Origin of the sequence: Nocardia puris, from assembly GCF_036051655.1 — a bacterium.
Lineage (GTDB): Bacteria > Actinomycetota > Actinomycetes > Mycobacteriales > Mycobacteriaceae > Nocardia > Nocardia puris.
The window spans coordinates 7,812,245-7,832,154 of record NZ_CP107943.1; the positions used below are offsets into that span (position 1 = coordinate 7,812,245).

Consider the following 19,910-nt stretch of genomic DNA (forward strand, 5'->3'; position numbering starts at 1 on the left):
CGAAAGAAGAGGGGGACCGGACCATGCCGGAGCCGGCCATGCTGGAACTGTCGGATGTCGTCAAGCAGTACCGGATCGGAGAGCAGACGGTGCGCGCGCTGGACGGAGTCAGCGTGCGGGTCGAGGCGGGTGAATTCACCTCGATCATCGGCCCTTCCGGTTCCGGGAAGAGCACGTTGCTGCACCTGCTGGGCGCGCTGGACTCCCCCGACGCGGGCTCGATCCGCTTCCAGGGCGAGGAGATCGGCGCGCTCACCGACGAGCAGCAGTCCGAATTCCGCCGCCACCGCGTCGGTTTCGTGTTCCAGTTCTTCAACCTGCTGCCCACCCTCTCGGCGTGGGAGAACGTCGCGGTGCCGAAGTTGCTGGACGGCACCGGCTTACGCAAGGCCAAGCCCCGGGCGCTGGAGCTGCTGGAGCGGGTGGGCCTCGGTGACCGCGCCGAGCACCGTCCCGCCGAGCTGTCCGGCGGGCAGATGCAGCGGGTGGCGGTGGCGCGCGCGCTGATCATGGACCCGCCGCTGATCCTGGCCGACGAGCCCACCGGCAACCTGGATTCCAAGACGGGCGCGGCGATTCTGGCGTTGCTCGGCGAGATCGCAGGCGGCGGCAGCTCCGTCGTCATGGTCACCCACGACATGGGCGCGATCGAATACTGCGACCGCGTGATCACGTTGCGGGACGGGCGGATCGGCTCCACCGACGTGGTGCGCCGCGCCGACCTCGACGGTGACGCGGTGCACGCATGATGCGCGCGGCGTGGGATCGCCTGCGGCTGTTCAATATCGGTGAGCTGCTCACCCACCGCGGCCGCACGCTGATGTCGCTGGCGGTGATGGCGGTGTCGGGCGCGCTACTGGTGGCGGTGCTCAGCATCACCGGCTCGGTCACCGGGTCGGTGGACCGGCTCACCGAATCGCTGGGCGGCACGGCCGTCCTGGAGGTCACCGGAATCACCGACGGCGGTTTCGAGCAGTCGCTGCTCGGGCCCATCGCCGCGACACCCGGTGTGGCGACGGCGGTTCCGATGCTGCGGGCCCCGATCGGCGCCGGCGACGAGCGGGCGTTGCTGATCGGCGCGGACGCGAACGTCGGCGCGCTCGGCAGCGATCTAGCCGGTCCGATGGGCGAGCAGTCCGCCGCGCTGATCAGCACGCCGCGCGGGGTGCTGGTGGGCGCGGCCATGGGCTACGCGAAAGGTGAAACCTTCCCGCTGGGCAGCGGAACAGTCACGGTCGCCGGGGTTCTCGACGAGGAGGTCTCCCGCAGGCTCAACGGCGGGCACCTCATCGCCGCGCCACTTCCGTTGGCGCAGTTGCTCACCGGGCGCACGGGGATGCTGGATTCGGTGCAGATCGTCGCCGAGGACGGCGCCGACGTGGGCGCGCTGCGCGCCGCGCTCACCGACGCCGTGGGCGGGCGAGCCGTGGTCGCCGACCCGGATCTGCGGACGATGCAGGCCAGTGGCGCGATCCAGATCATGCGGTACTCGACGCTGATGTCGTCGTTCGCGGCGCTGATCGTCTCGGCCTTCCTGATCTACAACGCGATGAGCATGGCGGTGGCGCAGCGCAGGCCCGCGCTCTCGCTGCTGCGGGCCATCGGCGGGCGGCGCGGGCCGATCGTGCGCGACCTGCTGGTGGAAGCCGCGCTGCTCGGACTCCTCGGCGGCGGACTCGGCGCTCTACTCGGCATGGCGATGGGATCGACCGCGCTGGACCGGATTCCGGCGGCGATGGTGCAGTCGGTGGAGGCGCGCACCGAGTACATGGTGCCGGTGTACGCGATCCCGGCGGCGATCGTCGCGTGCGTGCTGGCGAGTGTGATCGCGGCCGGGATCGCCGCGCGGCAGGTGTACAAGGTGCAGCCGATCGAGGCGCTGGCACCGGTCGGGGTGGGGCAGGCCGACACCACGCGACCGCTGCTGCGCTGGACGGCGGTGGCGCTCGGCGTGGGGCTGGCGGTCGCCGCCGTGCTGATCGCCCGGGCGGATCTCGGCAGGTTGTCGCTGGCGTCGATCACGACGGCGTTCACCGCCGCGCTCTTGCTGGCGTTCGCGGCGACCGGGCCGATCGTGCGGGGCGCGGCCGCCATCGCGCGGCTGTTCGGGCCGCCCGGCGCGCTCGGGGCCACCACGCTGGAGCGGGCGCCGCGCCGCGTGTGGGCGACCGCGATGACGGTGATGATCGGGGTGTCGGCGACGGTCGCGATGGGCGGGGCGTCGGCCAATCTCGTTGATTCGGCCACGGATTCGTTCTCGGATATGGCACGCACCGATCTCTACGTCAGCCCGGCGCCCATGGAGCAGTTCCCCACCGGGCCGCTGCTGCCCGCCGGGTTGCCGGAAAAGCTGGCCGCCGTGCCGGGAGTCGAGTTCGCCGAACCCGCGCAGATGGCGTTCGCGACGCTCGGTGGCGGTCGGGTGATGTTGCAGGGGTTCCCGGCCTCCGGCGGCGATATCCGGGAGGGCTCGGTGGACCGGGACCTGTTGCCGCGCATGGCATCCGGTGAGGGCGTGGTGGTGTCGCGCGACGTGGCGCGCTCACTCGGCGTGTCGACCGGGTCCGAGCTGACCTTGCAGACGCCGACCGGCCCGCACACCGTGCTTGTGCTGCAAGTGATTCCGTACATGTCGGCAATATCCGGCGTGGTCATGATGGACGTGGAGTTCCTGCGCCAGTGGTATCAGCGCCCGGGCGAGACCGTCATCGCGATCGACATCGAACCGGGCGCCGACCCCGTGGCGGTGCGCGCCGCCGTCCGGGAGGTCGTGCCCGCCGAATTGACGGTCTCCTCCGGTGACGAGGCGCTGACCGCGGTGTCCGGGAGCGTGCGGCAGGGCTCGTCGATGAGCCGGGCGATCCTGTGGATCGTGGTCCTGGTGGCGACGGTCGCGCTGCTGAACACACTGATGCTCTCGGTGCTGGAACGCCGCCGCGAGCTGGGCGTGCTGCGCGCCATGGGCACCAGCCGCCGCTTCCTGCTCCGGTCCGTGCTGGCGGAGGCGGCGGGCATCGGCCTCATCGGCGCCGCGATCGGCCTGGCTGTCGGCGCGGCCGTCCAGTACCTGGCCACGGTCGCCATCGGCCAGGCCATGACCATCGACATCGTCTACGAGGCCAGCCCCATGCTGATCGTCTACGGCCTCGCCGCCCTCTGCCTCGCCCTCCTCGGCTCCATCCCACCCGCCCTCCGCGCGGCCCGCATGCCGATCGTCGCGGCGCTGGCGGTGGAGTGAGGGGGGGTCGTCAACGTCTCCACGCCAAGGAGACTCACACGGATGCGTGACCGGGACTCCGTGCGGACCGACCCGTTCACAGCGGGGCTTCGGCCCACCAGCGGTCGAGTTCGGAGGCGGCGGTGGGGCGGGGAGCGAGGGGATGGGTGGAGGCGCCTCGGTGGCTGACGTGGATCAGGTAGGTGGAGCGGTCGGGGTCGGTGGGGAATCCGATGATCAGGTGGGCGGTGGCGAAGTAGGACGGCACGGGGCCCTGCGGGTCCTCGCGGGTCCAGGTGTAAGCCGTGTACGGGACGTCCTGTTTGCGGCCGGGAGTGGCGTCGGTGATGGGTAGCGCGGCCAGTACCGCCCTCGCGGCGGTCGGGGTTTCGTACTCGAAGACGGTGTAGTTCATGCTGAGCGAGTCGTCGACGTCGCGGCGACACTCCCACGCCAGCACCCAGTCGCTGCCGGTGAGCGCGTCCACCTCGACCCGCAGCCGGTCACCGGGCCGCTCCGCGTAACAGGTGGCGCCCTCGTACCCCTCACCGATGTCGCCGGATTCCCGCGGCAAGAGCGACGGGAACGCATCCCGGCTCGCCTCGAACGGGTCCGGCGCGGCGGGAGCGGGCGCACCGGTGGTGGTCGGAACACTCACGGCCGCTTGCTCCTCCGAGTCCGACCCGAGCAGCACCACGGCGGCCACCCCGACCGCCACCACCAGGATGCCCACGGCCGCCAGCGCCAGCACGACCACGACCCAGGACCCCCTGGGCTTTCGTGGGAACCGGTGCGCCACCTGCTGATTCCCGTACGGCGGATAACCCGGCGGGATCGCGGCCCCCGCACCCGGAACCGGTTGCGCGACAGGCGGAGCCGAGCCCCGTCCCGACGCCTCCACATCCGGCGCATGCGCCTCCGGCCCACTGGAGCCGGCCGCCCCGCGCCCCTTCACGAGACTGACCCGTCCGGCCTCACCCTGTGCAGCATCCCCGACGGTGGCGAGGTGAGGTTCGGCGTCACCCTGCCACGCGTCGTGCGCCGCGGCGCCATGCCCACCGACAACCTCGATCCGACGGGTCGCCTGCTCGCTCGCGGCGCCACCCCCACTCGCATCGTCGGCGGTACCATCGCTCGCATCATCGGCGGCCGTCGCCTGCGTGGAACCGTGTCCGCCCCAGCCGGATTCCGCCGAACCCCGCTGCGGCACAGCGGAATCCCGCGATTCGCTCCGCTCCGCCGAGCTCACCCCATCGGCGTCACCGAGCCGCCCGGAATCCTTCCCCGCAACGGCAGCACCTCGCCCGCTCACCTCGACAGCACGCACGCCGTCCCCGTCCCTGACGTCCTGCTGCGATACAGCAGATCCCGGCGACGCGACCCCCTCCGGCGACCCCGCGCCCGGCCGCTGCGAATCTCGCCCCGACACAGGGGCACCCGGCGGCCCCTCCCCTGCGGTATCCCCCACGCCATTCTGGGCCGAGTCCATCCGCCCCGGACCCTGCTGCGGTACATCGGAACCCGTCGAGGCACCGTGCTCAGGGGGTCCCCCGGCAGCCTCGTCCCCCGCACCGGCCCGCCACGACGGATCGCCGACAGCAGCGGACTCGCCTACCGCGGCGCCACCGCCCGGGCCCGCACCGACAACCCCGATCCGCCGGGTTACCTGCTCTCCCGGCCCAGCGGGCGACCCCTGCGCACCGGCCGGGAGCACGGACCCACCGGGCGCCCCACGCGCCTCAGCCCGTTGCTGAGCATCAGCGTACGGCGCACCGGGCGGACCAGGCGGTGCAGACGGATCATATTGTGGCGCAACCGCATCAGGCACAGCCGCGCCATAGGGCGGCGCGGGCGGTGGTGCGGGCATTCCCTGCCGCGCGACCGCACCCGCGTGCGGCACCACACCACCCGGCCCAGCATGGGGAACACCAGCGGAAGGCGCCTGAGAACCGGCGGGCGGTGCAACGGCCCCCGGCGGCGCAGCCGAACCGGGTTGCGGCGCACCGGAACTCGGCACCACAGCACCTGGGTGCGGTGCAGGCGCCCCGGCGTGGGGCGCAACCGCATGCGGCACTCCCGCACCTCCAGGCGGCACCACACCCCCACCGGGTGGCACCACACCGGGCACCACACTCGGCGGCACCGCGCCCCCCGGCGGCACCGGCATCCCACCCCCCGGCGGCAACTGCGACGGATGCCTCGGAACCTGCTGCGGCGGAACGGGTTGCGCGTAACCCGGCGGCCCCGGATATACCGGCGGCGCGTACACGACGGGCGGAGGCGGCGGCAGCGGGGGCGGCCCCACCGCCGTCAACGCCTTGCGCGCGGCGGCGGCGAACTCCGTGCACGTCGCGTACCGGTACTCCGGCCGCTTCGCCATGCCTGCGGCGATCACCAGGTCCAGCGCCGGATTCAGCTTCGGCCTGCGCAACCGCACCGAGGGCGGCGCCAGCTGGAGGTGGCCGTGGATGATGTCGGCGGGGTTGTCGGCGTCGAACGGTCCGATGCCGGCGAGCAGCCAGTACAGCGCGCACGCGAGCGAGTACTGGTCGGAGCGGTTGCCCAGCGGCGCGCCGGTCATCTGTTCCGGCGACGCGTAGGCCAGCGTCGCGGTGAACATGCCGGTCTGGGTGAGGTGGGTGGAGTCCTCCCGCAGGCGGGCGATGCCGAAATCGGTGAGGAAGACCCGCTCCCCCTTCCCCGCGCGCGACCGGGCCAGCATGATGTTGGCCGGTTTCACATCGCGGTGCAGCACACCTTTGCCGTGCGCGTAGTCCAGCGCGTCGGCCACGCCCTCGATGATCTGTACCGCCCGCTCGGGCGGCAGTGTCATCGGGTTCACCGCGGCGGCGTCGACACCGTCCACGTACTGCATCGAGATCCACAGCTGCCCGTCCTCGGACCCGCGGTCGTACACGGTGACGATCCCGGGATGGTCGAGCTGGGCCGCGAGGTCGGCTTCCCGCTCGAAGCGCGCGCGCACCTCGGTATCGAGGAACAGGTCCCGGTTGAGCAGTTTCAGCGCCGTGAGCCGCGCCATCCTGGGGTGGCGGGCCAGGTACACCGACCCCATCCCGCCCTGCCCGAGCAGGCGTTCCACGGTGAATCCCGCGAACACCTCACCGCTGCTGAGCAAGGCGACCCCCTTCCACAGGTCTCACAGCCTACCGGCGACCTCCGGTCCCCGGTTTCCCATCCGCCGGATGATCGGCGAAACTGTCCACAGCACATCATCCCCGCTCCCGATTGCCAAGCGAGGACGGTGGTGCGTCCCGGCCGGCGGTTCGCGGCCGGGCAGAGCTCGAAGGGCGCCGCGAGCGCGGCGCGGGGAGGGTCACCGTGGTGAGGTCGTCACGAGCCGCCGCCTGTCGCCGGGTGGTGGCCGGCGCGCTGGTCGCGGCGTCACTGGTCACGGCGGGGTGCGGGCTCACCGAATCGGAGGGCGATCTCGTCCGCACCGCGGGCGGCTGGACCCCGCACGCGGCGGTGCGCCTGCCGAACTCGCTGGCGGCGGATTTCACCCGCTGGCAGTCCTCGGCGCCGGGTCAGGTGGGCCTGGCGGTGATGCCGTTGGGCGGCAACAGGATCACGGTCTTCGGCGACTGGTCCTCGGGGGCGGCGTGGTCGACGATCAAGGTGCCCTTGGCGCTCGCCGCGCTGCGCGCCGATCCGGAGGGCGCGCTCGACACCGCGGAAGCCTCGATCACGGTGTCGGACAACGACGCCGCCGACGCGCTGTGGAACTCGCTGGGCGGCGGTCTCGCGGCCGCGCGCGCCGTCGAAGACGTGCTCGCCGAGGCGGGCAACCCCACGACCGGCGTGGCCGGCCCGCGCACCGAGCTGGACTATCACGCGTTCGGCGCCACCGAATGGTCGCTGACCGATCAGATCCGGTTCGCCTCGCGCCTGCCGTGCCTGCCCGGCGCGGAGCCGGTGGTGCGCATGATGGGCGAGATCACCGCCGAACACACCTGGGGCCTGGGCGCTTTCGCGGACGCGCGGTTCAAGGGCGGGTGGGGCCCCGACGACGGCACCGGCGTGTACCTGGTGCGCCAGTTCGGTGTGGTGCCCGCGCCGGGCGGCCGGCTCGCCGTCGCCTTCGCGGCCGAGGCCGACTCGGGCGGCTTCGAGGACGCGGTCGCCCTGCTCGACGACCTCGCCGCCCTGATCCACCGCCACCTGGACGAATTGCCCGGCGGCACTTGCTGACTCAGCCGGGGGTCACCAAGCCGGTCTCGTAGGCGAGCACCACGGCCTGCGCGCGGTCGCGCAGGTTCAGCTTCGAGAAGACCTTGGACACATGGGTTTTGACGGTCTGCTCGGCGACGAACAGCGACTCCGCGATCTCGGTGTTGGACATCCCCTTGGCGATCAGCTCGAGCACCTCGCGCTCGCGCGGCGTGAGCGTGGACAGCTGCGGCGCGGGTTTGGGGCGCGCGGCGGCGCGGCGGCTGGTCACGTCGGCGATGAGCCTGCGCGTGACGGTCGGCGCCAGCAGCGCCTGTCCGTCGGCGACCACCCGCACCGCGCGCACCAGTTCCTCGGCGGGCGCGTCCTTGAGCAGGAAGCCGCTCGCGCCGATGCTCAGCGCCTCGTACACGTAGTCGTCGATATCGAAGGTGGTGAGCATCAGCACCCGCACCGGCGGATCGAAGCCGGCCGAGAGGATGGCGCGCGCCGCGTCGAGCCCGTTCATCTCGGGCATGCGCACGTCCATCAGCACCACGTCGGGCCGCAACCGCTTGGCCTCGGCCACCGCGACCTTGCCGTCGGGCGCGTCGCCGACCACGCTGATGTCGGCCTGCGCGGCGAGCAGTGCGCCGAACCCTTGGCGCACCATCGCCTGGTCGTCGGCGATCAGAACCGTTATAGCCACGCGCCCACCCTAGTTCGCCCGCCGCGCGCACGGCGCCACCCGTTCCGGAACACGGACTCCACCACCTCCCCTCCATGCTCAGTGCTCGGCGAGCTGCGCCGGATCCGGTGCGACGGTCGGCTGGTTCAGCGGGAGCCGGGCGGTCACCTCGAAGCCGCCGTCGGCACGCGGCCCGGCCGTCACCTCGCCGCCGACCGCCAGCGCGCGGGCCGACATGCCCGCGATGCCGTGGCCCCCGTTGCCGACCGGGCGGGCCGGGGTGACGCCGGGATCGTTGCCCACCACGAGGGTCACCTCGGGGCCCACGGTCACCGTGACCCGCACGGGCGCGCCGGGAGCGTGGCGAGAGGCGTTCGACAGCGACTCCTGCGCGATGCGGTAGAGCGCGAGACCGGTCGTCTCTCCGACCCACGCGAGATCACCCGCCACGGTCCAGTCGATGCTCACCCCGGCCCGGCGGGCGCCGTCGAACAGGGCGAGCACGTCGGCGGCCTTGGGCTGCGGGGCGTGTTCGGGGAGCTGGCCGTCGCTGCGCAGCACGCCGAGCATGCCGCGGATCTCGTTGAGCGCCTCGCGCGCGGTCGCGCCGATCGACTCGAACTCCTCCCGCGCGGCCGGACTCACGTCCGTCACCCGGTACGGCGCGGTCTGCGCCTGCACCACCACCAGGGACATGTGGTGGGCCACCACGTCGTGCAGGTCGCGGGCGATGCGCGCCTTCTCCTCGAGGATGGCGCGCCGGGCCCGCTCGAGCTCGGTCACCTCCTCCTGGCGCACCAGTTCGCGGCGGGAGAGCACCAGCCAGCGCACCATCAGCCCGAACAGCACCACGGCGGCCAACCCGATCGGCCAGCCCCACGCGGCGTTCGCCGACCCGGGCATGGTGGTGCCGAACAGCAGTGAGCTCGCGATCCACGCCACCGCGACGATCTGCATCGGCGCGCGCAGCGCCACCGCGAACAGCAGCACCAGCAGCGTCAGCAGGTGCACCACCTGGAACGGCATCTCGTTGCCCGGCTGGTGCGGGATGGCCAGCGCGATGAGCAGCGCCGATCCGGCCGCGATCGCCCAGCCCAGCTGCGGGTTGAAACGCACCAGCAGGATCGGGAACGCCGCGAACGCCGCGACGAACGGCTGCACGGCCGGCGACACCTCGTGCGTGAGGTGCAGGGTGGGCCAGGCGACCGCGTAGAACACCAGCGCCACGAACACCGTGCCCGCGTCGAACCAGTGCCGCGCGCTCATCCGCTTGGTCAGAGCTCGGCTCTTCTCCTTCATACCCACGACACTAGGAACCCCCGGCCCGCGCGGCGTCATACCCACGGGGGAACTCGCGTCCAGTACCTGAGGGTGAGGAGGGCGCCGCGATCCGCCGCAGGTAGTGCCCGGGAAACGCTCCGCGGCGGGACGCGCGAGAGGGTGCCGGATTTCTAGCGTCGAAGATCATGAGCGAACGCAGTGAGCGAATCGTGTGCCAGCGCGCCGTGCGCATGCCGGAGCCGAGCGCCAGCGAGGTGCAGGCATGAGCACCACGACCACTACCGGCCGCCGGGGCGCCTCCACGCGGGGACGCCGGGCGGCGGCGTTGACGGCCGCGGCCTGCGCGGCCGCCGTCGTCCTCACGCCCACCGCCGGCGCCGCCGAGCCCGCGCTGCCCGTCACGGAGAACCGGGCGGCCGCGTTCGCCGTCGGCCACCTGACCGACGCCGAATCCGTCTCGGCCGCGGGGATTCCGGACGATTTCGCCGAGCTCTTCGGCTACCTCCCCGAGGCCGTGGACGGCCTGCTGGCCAATCCCGGCGGCGACTGCTCGTCCCCCGTCCCGCTGCCCGCCGAGTTCGACACCGCCTGCAAGGCCCACGATCTCGGCTACGACCTGCTCCGCTACGCCGACCTGCGCGGCGAACCGCTCGGCCCCTGGGCGCGCCAGGCGCTGGACGCCACCCTCGACCGCCGGATGCGCGAAGCCTGCGACACCCGCGCCGAACCGGTCAGCCGCGCACGCTGCCACGCCATGGCCGGAATCGCCGACACCGTGGTCGATCTCAACTCCCGCCGCCAGGACTACGGCGCACCGGTCACCGAATCGCTGCGCGACGCGAGCGGATGGGTGCTGGGCAGCGCCGGGGTCGGCCTGCTCGGCCTCGGCTCGCTGTTCGTGCTGGTCCTCGGCCGCACCCGCCGGAAGGTGAACACCGCTGATCCCGTGGAGGTTTCGTCATGACAACGACGCTCACCCGGCCCCACTCCGGAGCGGCCGAACCGGAACGCGAACCGGCCCCGAGGATCTCGCTCCCCGAACGCCTGCTGTCCAAGCTGACCTATCCACGAGTCGGCACCACCCTGGGAGCCGGTGCCGGCGTGCTGATTTCGCTGGCACCCGGACTGCTGCCCCGCACCCCCTCCGCGCAGGGCGTGCTGGCCGGTCTGCTGGTGGCGCTCGCGCTCGGTGTCGTCGGGGTGGTGCGCATAGCGCTCGGCAGGCGCGGCGTCGCACTCGGACAGCGCGTGCGGCACTGGCGCAAACCGCTCGCCCTCGCCGCGGCGGTCGTGGTGCTCACGGCCGCGTGGCGGGCGGGCATGTGGCAGAACGAACTACGTGCCGCCATGGGAGCCGCCCCGATCGCGGCGAACTACTGGCTGATCGGCGCGCTCGTCGCGTCCGTCGTCGCCGGACTGCTGGTCGGGCTCTCGGCGGCCGTGCGCGCGGGAGCACGCCGACTGGGCCTGCTGCGGTCGGTGGTGGCGGCACTGCTGGTGGCGGCCATGTCGGCCTTCGTGCTCGCGCCCGCGCTCGCCGGGTGGCGGCAGCAGTCCTACGCGGCGTCCAACGCCCTGTTCGACGACGGTGTGGCGCAACCCGTTTCGTTCACGAAGTCGGGGAGCGCCGAGTCGGAGGTGAGCTGGGATTCCCTCGGTGTACAAGGGCGGCGTTTCGTGACGGGCGGGCCGGAGGGACCCGTGCGGGTCTACGTCGGGATGGATTCCGCGCCCGATCTGGATTCCCGTGTCGCGCTGGTGGTCCGGGAATTGGAGCGCTCCGGCGGGCTGACCCGGTCTAACATCGTGGTCGCGATTCCCACTGGTTCCGGCTGGATCGACGCGAACGCCGTCACCGGGTTCGCCGAACGCTTCGCCGGTGACGTGGCCGTCGTCGGCATGCAGTACTCCTACGCGCCGAGCTGGGTGGGTTTCGCGTTCGGCCGCGACGAGGCGGTCGAGGCCGCGCGGGCCCTGTTCACGGCGGTGGAACGCCGCGTCGCGAGCATGGACGCCCCGCCGAAGCTGTTCGTCTACGGGCAGAGCCTCGGTGCGTCGGGCGGGGGCGCGGTGTTCGCCGACGCCGCCGACCAGGACCGCCGCACCTGCGCCGCGCTGTGGGCGGGCCCGCCCGCCAACGACGCGCCGCGCGCCGGCGCCACGATCCTGTCCAACAGCTCCGACCCGGTGGTGCACTGGTCGCCCGCGCTGCTGTGGCGGGCGCCCGACCTCACCGGCGTGCGGCGCGACGCCCCGCTGCCGCCGTGGCTCCCCGGGGTGAGCTTCGTGCAGACCACCGCCGACCTGCTCGCCGCGCTGGACGCGCCGCCCGGCCACGGCCACCGCTACGGCACCGACCAGGGCACCGCGCTCGGCGACTGCTGACCGGATTGACGCCACACTAGAACTTGTTCTAACTTGCTGGCATGGGCTTTGTCATCGACTCGGCCGTGTACATCGACGCACCGGCCGAGCTGGTGTGGCAGGTGATCACGGACCTCCCCCGCTACGGCGAGTGGAACCCCTTCGTCCCCGAGTGCACCAGCACGCTGGAACCCGGCGAGCCCATCGACATGCTGGTGCGCCTCGGCCCCCGCCCGCGCCGCCAGCGCGAGTGGATCCGCACCCACACCCCGGGCCGCGAACTCAGCTACTCGATGAAGCCGGTCCCGCTCGGCGCGCTGAATTCCCTGCGCTCCCACACCGTTACCGCCGTCAGTCCCGAACGCACCAGGTACGAATCGCATTTCGAGCTCAACGGCTGGTTCCACCCGGTCGTCGCGGGGCTGCTGGGCAAGCACCTGCGCAAAGGGTTCGAGGGTATGACCGAGGGCATCCAGCGCCGCGCGGAATCCCTTCGCACCGCCTGACTTTCCCGACGAGGCCGGCCGGGATCACTCCCGGCCCGGCTTTCGCGCGTCTCAGGCGATGGGGCCGCGGGCGGCTTCGTAGGCCGCGCCGACTCGGTACAGGCGGTCGTCGGCCAGGGCCGGGGCCATGATCTGCAAGCCGACGGGCAGGCCGTCGTCCTCGCTGAGCCCCGACGGCACCGACATGGCCGGATGGCCGGCCAGGTTGGTGGGCAGGGTGCACAGGTCGGACAGGTACATGGCCAGCGGGTCGTCGACCTTCTCGCCCAGCTTCCACGGGGTGAACGGGCTGGTCGGCGAGACCAGCACGTCGACCTTCTCGTAGGCGGCGTCGAAGTCGCGGGCGATGAGGGTGCGGACCTTGAGCGCCTGGCCGTAGTAGGCGTCGTAGTAGCCGGCCGAGAGCGCGTAGGTGCCGATCATGATGCGGCGCTTGACTTCCGGGCCGAACCCGGCCGCGCGGGTGAGCGCCATGACCTGCTCGGCGCTGTGGCCGCCGTCGTCGCCGACGCGCAGGCCGTAGCGCATGGCGTCGAAGCGCGCCAGGTTCGACGACACCTCCGAGGGCATCACCAGGTAGTAGGAGGGCAGGCCGTACTCGAAGTGCGGGCACGACACCTCGACCACCTCCGCGCCCAGTTCCTTCAGCACCGCGACGGCCGCGTCGAAGGAGGCCAGCACGCCGGACTGATAGCTGTCGGAGTGCAGTTCCTTCACCACGCCGACCTTCACGCCGCGCAGATCGCCCGACGCGCCCTCGCGGGCGGCGGCGACCACCGGCGGCACCGGCACGTCGCGGGAGGTGGAGTCCTTCGGGTCGTAGCCCGCGATCACCTCGTGCAGCAGCGCGGTGTCGAGCACGGTGCGCCCGCACGGGCCGCCCTGATCCAGCGACGACGCGCACGCCACCAGACCGAACCGCGACACCGTGCCGTAGGTCGGCTTGGTGCCGACGGTGGCCGTGACGGCGGCGGGCTGGCGGATGGAACCGCCGGTGTCGGTGCCGATCGCCAGCGGCGCCTGGTTCGAGGCCAGCGCCGCCGCCGAACCGCCGCCGGACCCACCCGGGATGCGGGTGGTGTCCCACGGGTTGCGGGTAGGGCCGTAGGCGGAGTTCTCGGTGGAGGAGCCCATCGCGAACTCGTCCATATTGGTCTTGCCGAGGATCGGGATGCCCGCCTCGCGCAGCTTGGTGGTGAGCGTGGCGTCGTAGGGCGAGATCCAGCCCTCGAGGATCTTCGACGCGCAGGTGGTGGGCATGTCCGTGGTGGTGAACACGTCCTTGAGCGCCAACGGAACTCCGGCCAGCGGCGAGGCGACGGTGCCGTCGGCGAGCTGCTTGTCGACCGCGCGCGCGGCGGTGAGCGCGGCGTCGGAGGCGACGTGCAGGAAGGCGTTGTACTCGCCGTCCACCTCGGCGATGCGGTCCAGGTGCGCGCGGGTCACCTCCTCGGAGGAGACCTCGCGGGCGTGGATCTTCGCGGCGAGCTCCGCGGCCGTGGCCTTCGTCAACTCACTCATTCGCCCTCCCCCAGGATCTGCGGAACCATGAACCGCTGTTCTTCCACCGCGGGCGCGGCGGCCAGCGCCTGCTCGGGAGTGAGCCCCGGGGTGATCACGTCGGGCCGGGTCACGTTGACCGCGGGGTTCGGCGAAGCGGTGGCGGACACGTCCGCGGCGGCGACCTCGGAGATGGTGCGCACGTGGCTCAGGATCGAATCCAGCTGACCGGCGAACTGGTCCAGTTCGGCCTCGGACAGCGCGAGCCGGGACAACCGGGCGAGGTGTGCGACCTCGTCGCGGGAGATGGCGGGCACCGCGGACCCCTTTCGGCGTTGGTGTGTGGTCGGACGTGATCGGTCTCGGTCCGATCGCACCGGGGTGAGATGCGCGGCCTCCCGGCCGAATCGCGTGACCGCATCGGCGCCGCGCCGGAATCGCACTGTGCCGTTCCGTCACAACCGCCGATCTGTCACAGGTGCGGTGTTGTCACATGTCACCCGAGCAGACAGTCTACGAGCGCCCCGGTAACCCGTACTCGCGCGGGTTACATCCCGACGACACACCCCCACAACTAGCGCGACACGCCGTATCGTGACGAAAAACCGGCGTGGCATTCCTCACCGGCCGCAGTTCGACTCGATAAGCGCGGCCGGGGGGTGTAAGTATTGCCAGACCCGGGTATCCGACCACCAGGCTCGGCCGGCCAGAGGAAAGGAACGCGCGTGTCATACCTGCTCCGCGTGCAACTTCCGGATCGCCCGGGAAGCCTCGGCGCACTCGCGGTCGCACTCGGCTCCGTGGGCGCCGACATCCTCTCGCTGGATGTGGTCGAACGCGGCGCGGGCTTCGCGGTGGACGATCTCGTCGTGGAGGTTCCACCCAACGCACTGCCCGACACGCTCATCACGGCGGCGGAGTCGATCGGCGACGTGCACGTCGACTCGATCCGCCCGTACTCCGGCGTCCTGGACACCCACCGCGAACTCGAGTTGATCGACCAGGTGGCCAGTGCCCGCGACGATCGCCTCCAGGTGCTGGTGGACGGTGTGCCGCGGGTGCTGCGAGTCGGCTGGAGCACCATCATCGATATGGGCCCGCAAGGCGCCTACCGGGTGGTGGGCAGCCAGAGCGCCCCACAGACGCAGGCCGGTTCGGCGCCGTGGATGCCGCTGGAGAAGCCCTCCACCCTCGACCCCGAGGCCGAGTGGGTGCCGCAGATCTGGCGCGATATGGACACCAAGCTCGCCGCCGCGCCCCTGGGCAACACCGGCAAGGTGCTGCTGCTCGGCCGCCCCGGCGGACCCGACTTCCGCCCCTCGGAAGTCGCCCGCCTCGGCTACCTCGCCGGCATCGTCGCCACCGTCCTCGGCTGAATCGACTGCCGCACAAGCTTTCTCGCGAGAGTCCGGTCCACCCGCACCTTCCGACGAGTTCGCCACGGGTGTTCGTCGTGTCGAATGCGCGCGCGGCGCGTCGCGTGCCAGTCGTCGCACTGCGCGGCGTGTAGGCCCCGACCCACTGCTCGCGACGAATTTCCGACGACTACGCCCCGAGAGCGAGCCGGTACACCCGTAGCGGAGCACCCATCGGCGTCGCCCAATCCCGTTCGGGCACAGCGACGAAACCGAGTCGTTCATAGATGCGCAGCGCGTCGACCATGGGCAGCATGGTCGTCAGCACGACAGCGTCGTATCCCTCGGCGGCCGCGCGGTCGATCACGGTGCGCACCAACGCCGTTCCCGCGCCGAGGCCGCGCGCCCGCTTGGCGACGGCCAGCATGCGGAACTCGAGTTCGCCGGGGCGGGCCACGTCCGCGAAGGGCGTGCCGGGCGCCGCGACAGTAAGCGATCCGATCACGACGCCCTCGTGTTCGGCGACGAGCACATCGGCGTCCGCCGCCCGGCGCGCGGTGTCGGCCAGCTCCGCGGCGTACGGGCTCTCGGCGCGGACGAACCCCTCGCCCACGTACACCTCCACCGTCAGCGCCCCGACCGCGTCGAAGTCGCGCGGCGTGGCGGCACGGACGATCACGTCATCAGCACCCATGCCCGGCATCCTGCCATCGTCGGCGACATCGCCGCGATAGTCCTGGTCACAGGTTCAGGAGCCGAGTCCGGGCCGGGCGCCGGGGTGCGCGATGCGCCAGCGGTCCGGGTTCTTGGGCGGGTACACGACGTCGATGTAGTCGCCGATCGACGGCCACTGGTTCACGTCCCACGCGAACCGCCCGTACACCACCTTGCCCGCGACCGACGGTCCGGTGAGGTTGCCGGTGATCGTCACGTACTGCTCGCCCTCGGCGTCCGGGCGCGGGCTCACCCCGGTCACGTACAGCGACCCCGCCTCGGCCTGCGCCAGCGGGCTGCCGCCGCCCCGCCCGCGCCGGAAGGACACCAGCAACGCCACGAGCACGGCGACCATGATGATGAGCATGGCGAATTCGAGCATGTCTCGATCCTAGGGCCGTGTGGTCACAGGGCCGCGAGTTCGGCGGCTCCGTTCTCGCCCCGCCGCACCTGCCACACCGCGGTGCGGGTGCGCTGCGAGCGCCCGTTGCCGCGGTCGATGAGCTTGCGGTCGCCGGTGGTGAACACCAGTTGCGCGCCGTTGGCGTTGGTCTCCGGGTTCTGGAACAGCTGGATCAGCCGGTCGGCCTGCTCGCCCGACAGGCGTGCGTCGATGTCGTCGACAGCGAGCACCCGTCCGTTGTCGAGCGCGTCCAGCATGGTGGGCAGCAGCCGCAGCAGCGCCAGCGTCGAGGTGGACTCGTCGGCGATGTCGAACGGCGCGTCGATGCCCCGGTGCACCAGTTTCAGCCCGACGCCGCGGCGCGCCACCATCCTGGCGTAGAGCGCGTCGCGGGCGGCGCGCAGATTGGAGAGTTCGCGCTCGAGCAGCAAGGGGGTGAGTCCGCTCTGTTCCAGCAGCTGGTCGGCGTGGCCGGGCGAGGTGGCGCACAGTTCCAGCTGTTTGGCGCCCGCCTCGATATCGCCGTCGAGTTCGCGCAGGTAGTCGGCGTACAGCGGGTCGTGCTCGGCGATCAGCAGATCGGTGATGCCCAGTTCGGCGGCGCGCAGGAGCAGCAGCAGGCGGGCGGCGTTCTCCCCGGAGCGCGACAGGTGCGCGCCCAGCCGGTGCGCGATCGCGTCGGGCTCGGCCTCCCCGCGCTGCACCTCGAGCATGGCCGAGAACCAGCGGAAGGCGGGCACCAACGCCTCGGCGTACATCTGCCCGGCCAGGCTCAGCAGCAGCGCGTTCGGGCGCACCAGCGGCACCAGCGCCGCGATGCCGTAGAGCGCCGCCTCGAACATCGGGCCGATCTTGATCTGCTCACCGGTGCGCTCGAACACGATGCGCTTGCGCGAGCGCGGATGGCTGTGCAACCACTCGGCGACCACCTCGGCGTTGTCGATGCGGAATCCGTAGGTGTAGGGGCAGCCCTCCGCGACGAACGACGCCACGAACTCGGTGGGCTGGTCGGGCGCGCCCAGGTGCGGACTGCGCACCGGGCCCGCGTACGGGTCCCACCCGGTGACCGACTCCAGCACGGCCTCGCGCATCCGCCCGAGCGCGTCGATCAGGCTCGTCTTGCCCGCCGCGGTGCCGCCGTGGATCGCGGTCACCGGCACCGCCACCGGCCCGCTCCCCTTCGTGAGCCGCAACTCCTGCCGGTCGGCCAGCGCTCTGTGGTTGGTCACCTGAAAACTCCGCAGCATGCCGCAATCCTTCCGGTTCGGGCGCGGGGCCGCGACACCCACCCCGCCGACGTGCTCGCCGGGTGGGCGCGTCGGTGGGAGGGTTTCCGGCGTGTGTCTCGCGGGCCGAGGACCGAGCGCCCCCGGTCGGAGCGGGTGCGGGGCGGCTCGGGCGGACGGGGGCGGGGATCGGCGTTAGCATGCTGGGCAATCGCGGCCGGTCGGGGCAAGGTGGGTCGTGCCTGATGGATGACGCTGAAGAAGATGAGGTGGACGATGGTGCCGACGAAACTGACGCGGCTGACGGTTCGGGCCGCGGTGATCGGCGCGCTGGCGGCGGGCGCGGTGGTGGCCGTGCCGCAGGTGGCGATGGCCGACGCGAAGTGTCCGAACGGGACGGCGCGGGTGTTCCTCTACGCCTCGACGAACCACTGCCAGGGCGGCACGCAGACCTACACCAACCCCACCGTGGTGAAGGTCTGCTCGATGAGCCGCACCAAGGTCGTCATCGAGACCAAGGGCGAGCGGCGGATCAATAACCGCACCGTCGAACTCGGCCCCGGCCATTGCGCGGCGTTCGAACCGCGCGGTCAGGAGAGCGCGACCGTCGCCGTCAGCGCGACCTGAGCGTCCGGTCCGGCGCGAACAGCAGCGCGCTGTCGCCGAATTCGTGCCACAGGTAGCCGGCGTCGAGCGCTTCGGCGTAGGCGCGGCGCACCGTGTCCTCCCCCGCCACCGCGACCAGCAGGTCCAGATGCGAGGCCCCGGGCGCGTGCCATCCGGTGATCAGGCCGTCCACCACGCGGGCGGGGCGCGCGGGGCCGAGCACGAGATCGGTCCATCCCGACGCGGCGCGCACGAAACCGTCGGGGGCCGTGGCCGATTCGAGCGCCCTGGTGACGGTGGTGCCGACGGCGACGATCCGGCCGCCCGCCGCCCGCGCGTCGTTCACCAGGTGCGCGGTGGCGGCGGGGACGTCGAATCGCTCGGGGCTCGGCGGTTCGCCCGCCTCCGGTGAGGAGACGCCGGTGTGCAAGGTGATCGGTGCCAGCCACACGCCGGAGGCGACCAGATCGAGCACCAGTTCGTGCGTGAACGGTCTTGCGGCGCTGGGCATTTCAGCGCTTCCCCGCTCGCGTCCGAACACGGTGGAGTAGTACGTGGGTAGCCAGCGTTCCGGCACGTACGCGTAGGTGATCGGATTCCCGTACTGCCACAGCAGGGCTCGCACATCCGTGGACACCTCGGCGATCCAGAGTCGCCGCCCGCCCGGTAGCCACGGGGCGCGCAGCGTCATCCGGGCATCGCCGGGAAGGTCGACGGCATCGCCCGGCTCGAAGCTCCGATCGGCCAGCGGCAGGCGGTCTTTCGTGCGCAGCTCGATCACCCACGTCCCGTCGTCCAGCCAGGTCGAGAAGTGCACGACCACCGGCGCGCCGGCGACCTCGCCCTCGACGGCGGCCGTCACCATCGCGGAGTTGTTCACCACGAGGACGTCGCCGGGCGCGAGATGTTCGGGCAGCCGGTGGAATCGAGTGTGCGTCAAGCCGCCGTCGGCGACGAGCAGGCGCACATCGTCGCGCGACAATCCCCGCGCCTCGGGCGGGGCTGTCGCGTTGAGCCGCTCCGGCAGGACGAAATTCGCGTCGAAAGGCCGGTATACACGACCGGGGCCTCCCTCGCGCGCACCCCCGATTCGACCGCTGTCGACGTGCCGGTCCGGACTCCCGGCGCGTCCACTCTCGCGAAATCTCCTGCCCTCCACCTTCATCGCGCCGCCGCGAAGTCGGACACCGCGTACCGCGCGCTCTTGGGTCGTTCGTCGACCAGCCGCAGGAGTGCGGGCACCACGGATTCCGGTGTGGGACGGTCGGAGATGTCCTCACCCGGGAACGCGTCCTGATGCATGGCGGTGCGCATGTCGCCGGGGTCGAAGGTGTAGACGTCGAGGTCGGGATGCTCGGCGGCCAGCACCGCGCTGAGCTGATCCAACGCCGCCTTCGTCGCGCCGTACCCGCCCCACTCGGGATACGGTTCGACGCTCGCGTCCGAACTGATACTCACCACCGCGGCACCGGGCGCGAGGACGGGCAACACCATCTGGATGATCCCCAGCGGCGCGACGACATTCGTCCGGAACAGCGCCTCGAGCGCGTCGAGCGGAAACGCGGCCAAGCGCGGCAACGGACTCGGCCCCAACCACCCCGCGTTGTTCACCACCAACAGCAGATCCCCCGCCCCACCGGCCACCTCGGCCACCCGCGCCCGGTGCGCGGCATCGGTCACATCGCCGACGACCGGCACGAACGCTTCCCCCAACTCCTCCCGCATCCGCTCCAGCGGTTCGGCGCGCCGCCCGGTCCCGACCACCCGCCACCCTCGCTCGACCAACCCACGCGCCAACGCCGCCCCCAGCCCCGCCGACACACCCGTGACCAGCGCTGTCCGATGAAATCCCATGACACTCTCCTCACATCCAGGTACGACAC

At 71.9% G+C, this 19,910-nt stretch carries 18 protein-coding genes; 8 read left to right on the top strand and 10 right to left on the bottom strand.

Annotated elements, in window-relative coordinates; translation table 11 throughout:
• The first annotated feature begins 23 nt into the window (after positions 1 to 23).
• Together OHB21_RS36190 and OHB21_RS36195 are read left to right on the top strand one after the other, a co-directional pair.
• Positions 24 to 749, top strand: coding sequence for an ABC transporter ATP-binding protein (locus tag OHB21_RS36190; protein WP_084537568.1), 726 nt, complete (start codon positions 24 to 26; stop codon positions 747 to 749).
• Positions 746 to 3,238 carry an FtsX-like permease family protein gene (locus OHB21_RS36195; RefSeq protein WP_195126331.1) on the top strand — a complete coding sequence of 831 codons (2,493 nt, stop codon included), beginning with the start codon at positions 746 to 748 and terminating at the stop codon, positions 3,236 to 3,238. The genes OHB21_RS36190 and OHB21_RS36195 overlap by 4 nt, the downstream gene beginning before the upstream one ends.
• Before the next feature lie 76 nt (positions 3,239 to 3,314).
• Here the strand turns inward: OHB21_RS36195 and OHB21_RS36200 are convergent, their stop codons facing one another.
• Positions 3,315 to 6,353 (bottom strand): serine/threonine-protein kinase, encoded by a 3,039-nt coding sequence (locus tag OHB21_RS36200; protein ID WP_324192287.1) that lies wholly within the window; start codon positions 6,351 to 6,353, stop codon positions 3,315 to 3,317.
• A gap of 206 nt (positions 6,354 to 6,559) precedes the next feature.
• On the opposite strand from OHB21_RS36200, the gene OHB21_RS36205 reads away from it, so the two are divergent.
• Complete coding sequence (locus OHB21_RS36205; protein WP_084537571.1) at positions 6,560 to 7,426, top strand: serine hydrolase; 867 nt, start codon at positions 6,560 to 6,562, stop codon at positions 7,424 to 7,426.
• Position 7,427: 1 nt separating this feature from the next.
• On the opposite strand, the gene OHB21_RS36210 is transcribed toward OHB21_RS36205, so the two are convergent.
• Together OHB21_RS36210 and OHB21_RS36215 are read right to left on the bottom strand one after the other, a co-directional pair.
• Complete coding sequence (locus tag OHB21_RS36210; protein ID WP_067508806.1) at positions 7,428 to 8,093, bottom strand: response regulator; 666 nt, start codon at positions 8,091 to 8,093, stop codon at positions 7,428 to 7,430.
• A gap of 78 nt (positions 8,094 to 8,171) precedes the next feature.
• A complete protein-coding gene (locus OHB21_RS36215; protein WP_407675095.1) occupies positions 8,172 to 9,371 on the bottom strand; it encodes a sensor histidine kinase in 1,200 nt (399 codons plus the stop codon).
• Positions 9,372 to 9,615: 244 nt separating this feature from the next.
• Between OHB21_RS36215 and OHB21_RS36220 the strand changes: the two genes are divergently transcribed.
• Genes OHB21_RS36220 through OHB21_RS36230 form a run of 3 tightly spaced genes read left to right on the top strand, consistent with a single transcriptional unit; the run spans position 9,616 to position 12,223 of the window.
• Positions 9,616 to 10,317, top strand: a complete 702-nt coding sequence (locus OHB21_RS36220; RefSeq protein WP_228791814.1) for a hypothetical protein — start codon at positions 9,616 to 9,618, stop codon at positions 10,315 to 10,317.
• Positions 10,314 to 11,738 (top strand): alpha/beta-hydrolase family protein, encoded by a 1,425-nt coding sequence (locus OHB21_RS36225; protein ID WP_195126332.1) that lies wholly within the window; start codon positions 10,314 to 10,316, stop codon positions 11,736 to 11,738. The genes OHB21_RS36220 and OHB21_RS36225 overlap by 4 nt, the downstream gene beginning before the upstream one ends.
• A 41-nt stretch (positions 11,739 to 11,779) precedes the next feature.
• Positions 11,780 to 12,223, top strand: a complete 444-nt coding sequence (locus OHB21_RS36230; RefSeq protein WP_067510443.1) for an SRPBCC domain-containing protein — start codon at positions 11,780 to 11,782, stop codon at positions 12,221 to 12,223.
• Positions 12,224 to 12,274: 51 nt separating this feature from the next.
• Here OHB21_RS36230 and gatA read toward each other — a convergent pair whose 3' ends face one another.
• Together gatA and gatC are read right to left on the bottom strand one after the other, a co-directional pair.
• Entirely contained in the window at positions 12,275 to 13,744 is a 1,470-nt protein-coding gene (gatA, locus tag OHB21_RS36235; protein ID WP_067510440.1) for an Asp-tRNA(Asn)/Glu-tRNA(Gln) amidotransferase subunit GatA, read from the bottom strand.
• Positions 13,741 to 14,040, bottom strand: a complete 300-nt coding sequence (gene gatC / locus OHB21_RS36240) for an Asp-tRNA(Asn)/Glu-tRNA(Gln) amidotransferase subunit GatC (RefSeq protein ID WP_195126333.1) — start codon at positions 14,038 to 14,040, stop codon at positions 13,741 to 13,743. The genes gatA and gatC overlap by 4 nt, the downstream gene beginning before the upstream one ends.
• A 408-nt stretch (positions 14,041 to 14,448) precedes the next feature.
• Here gatC and OHB21_RS36245 point away from each other — a divergent pair, with 408 nt between their 5' ends.
• The gene (locus OHB21_RS36245; RefSeq protein ID WP_195126334.1) at positions 14,449 to 15,099 is read left to right on the top strand and encodes an ACT domain-containing protein; all 651 of its coding nucleotides are present in this window, start codon (positions 14,449 to 14,451) and stop codon (positions 15,097 to 15,099) included.
• A gap of 169 nt (positions 15,100 to 15,268) precedes the next feature.
• Here OHB21_RS36245 and OHB21_RS36250 read toward each other — a convergent pair whose 3' ends face one another.
• The 3 genes from OHB21_RS36250 to OHB21_RS36260 are packed head-to-tail and all read right to left on the bottom strand — an operon-like array spanning position 15,269 to position 17,442.
• Positions 15,269 to 15,772, bottom strand: coding sequence for a GNAT family N-acetyltransferase (locus OHB21_RS36250; protein WP_195126335.1), 504 nt, complete (start codon positions 15,770 to 15,772; stop codon positions 15,269 to 15,271).
• Positions 15,773 to 15,826: 54 nt separating this feature from the next.
• Entirely contained in the window at positions 15,827 to 16,174 is a 348-nt protein-coding gene (locus OHB21_RS36255; protein ID WP_067510431.1) for a hypothetical protein, read from the bottom strand.
• Positions 16,175 to 16,197: 23 nt separating this feature from the next.
• Positions 16,198 to 17,442: an AAA family ATPase gene (locus OHB21_RS36260; protein ID WP_195126336.1), complete on the bottom strand. Its 1,245-nt coding sequence runs from the start codon at positions 17,440 to 17,442 to the stop codon at positions 16,198 to 16,200.
• A gap of 243 nt (positions 17,443 to 17,685) precedes the next feature.
• Here OHB21_RS36260 and OHB21_RS36265 point away from each other — a divergent pair, with 243 nt between their 5' ends.
• Positions 17,686 to 18,048 (top strand): hypothetical protein, encoded by a 363-nt coding sequence (locus OHB21_RS36265; protein ID WP_195126337.1) that lies wholly within the window; start codon positions 17,686 to 17,688, stop codon positions 18,046 to 18,048.
• On the opposite strand, the gene OHB21_RS36270 is transcribed toward OHB21_RS36265, so the two are convergent.
• Both OHB21_RS36270 and OHB21_RS36275 read right to left on the bottom strand, forming a co-directional pair.
• Positions 18,035 to 19,054, bottom strand: coding sequence for an S-adenosylmethionine:tRNA ribosyltransferase-isomerase (locus OHB21_RS36270; RefSeq protein ID WP_267465334.1), 1,020 nt, complete (start codon positions 19,052 to 19,054; stop codon positions 18,035 to 18,037). The genes OHB21_RS36265 and OHB21_RS36270 overlap by 14 nt on opposite strands.
• 134 nt (positions 19,055 to 19,188) lie before the next feature.
• On the bottom strand, positions 19,189 to 19,881 hold the full coding sequence (locus tag OHB21_RS36275; RefSeq protein WP_195126339.1) for an SDR family NAD(P)-dependent oxidoreductase: 693 nt from the start codon (positions 19,879 to 19,881) through the stop codon (positions 19,189 to 19,191).
• Positions 19,882 to 19,910 lie beyond the last annotated feature (29 nt).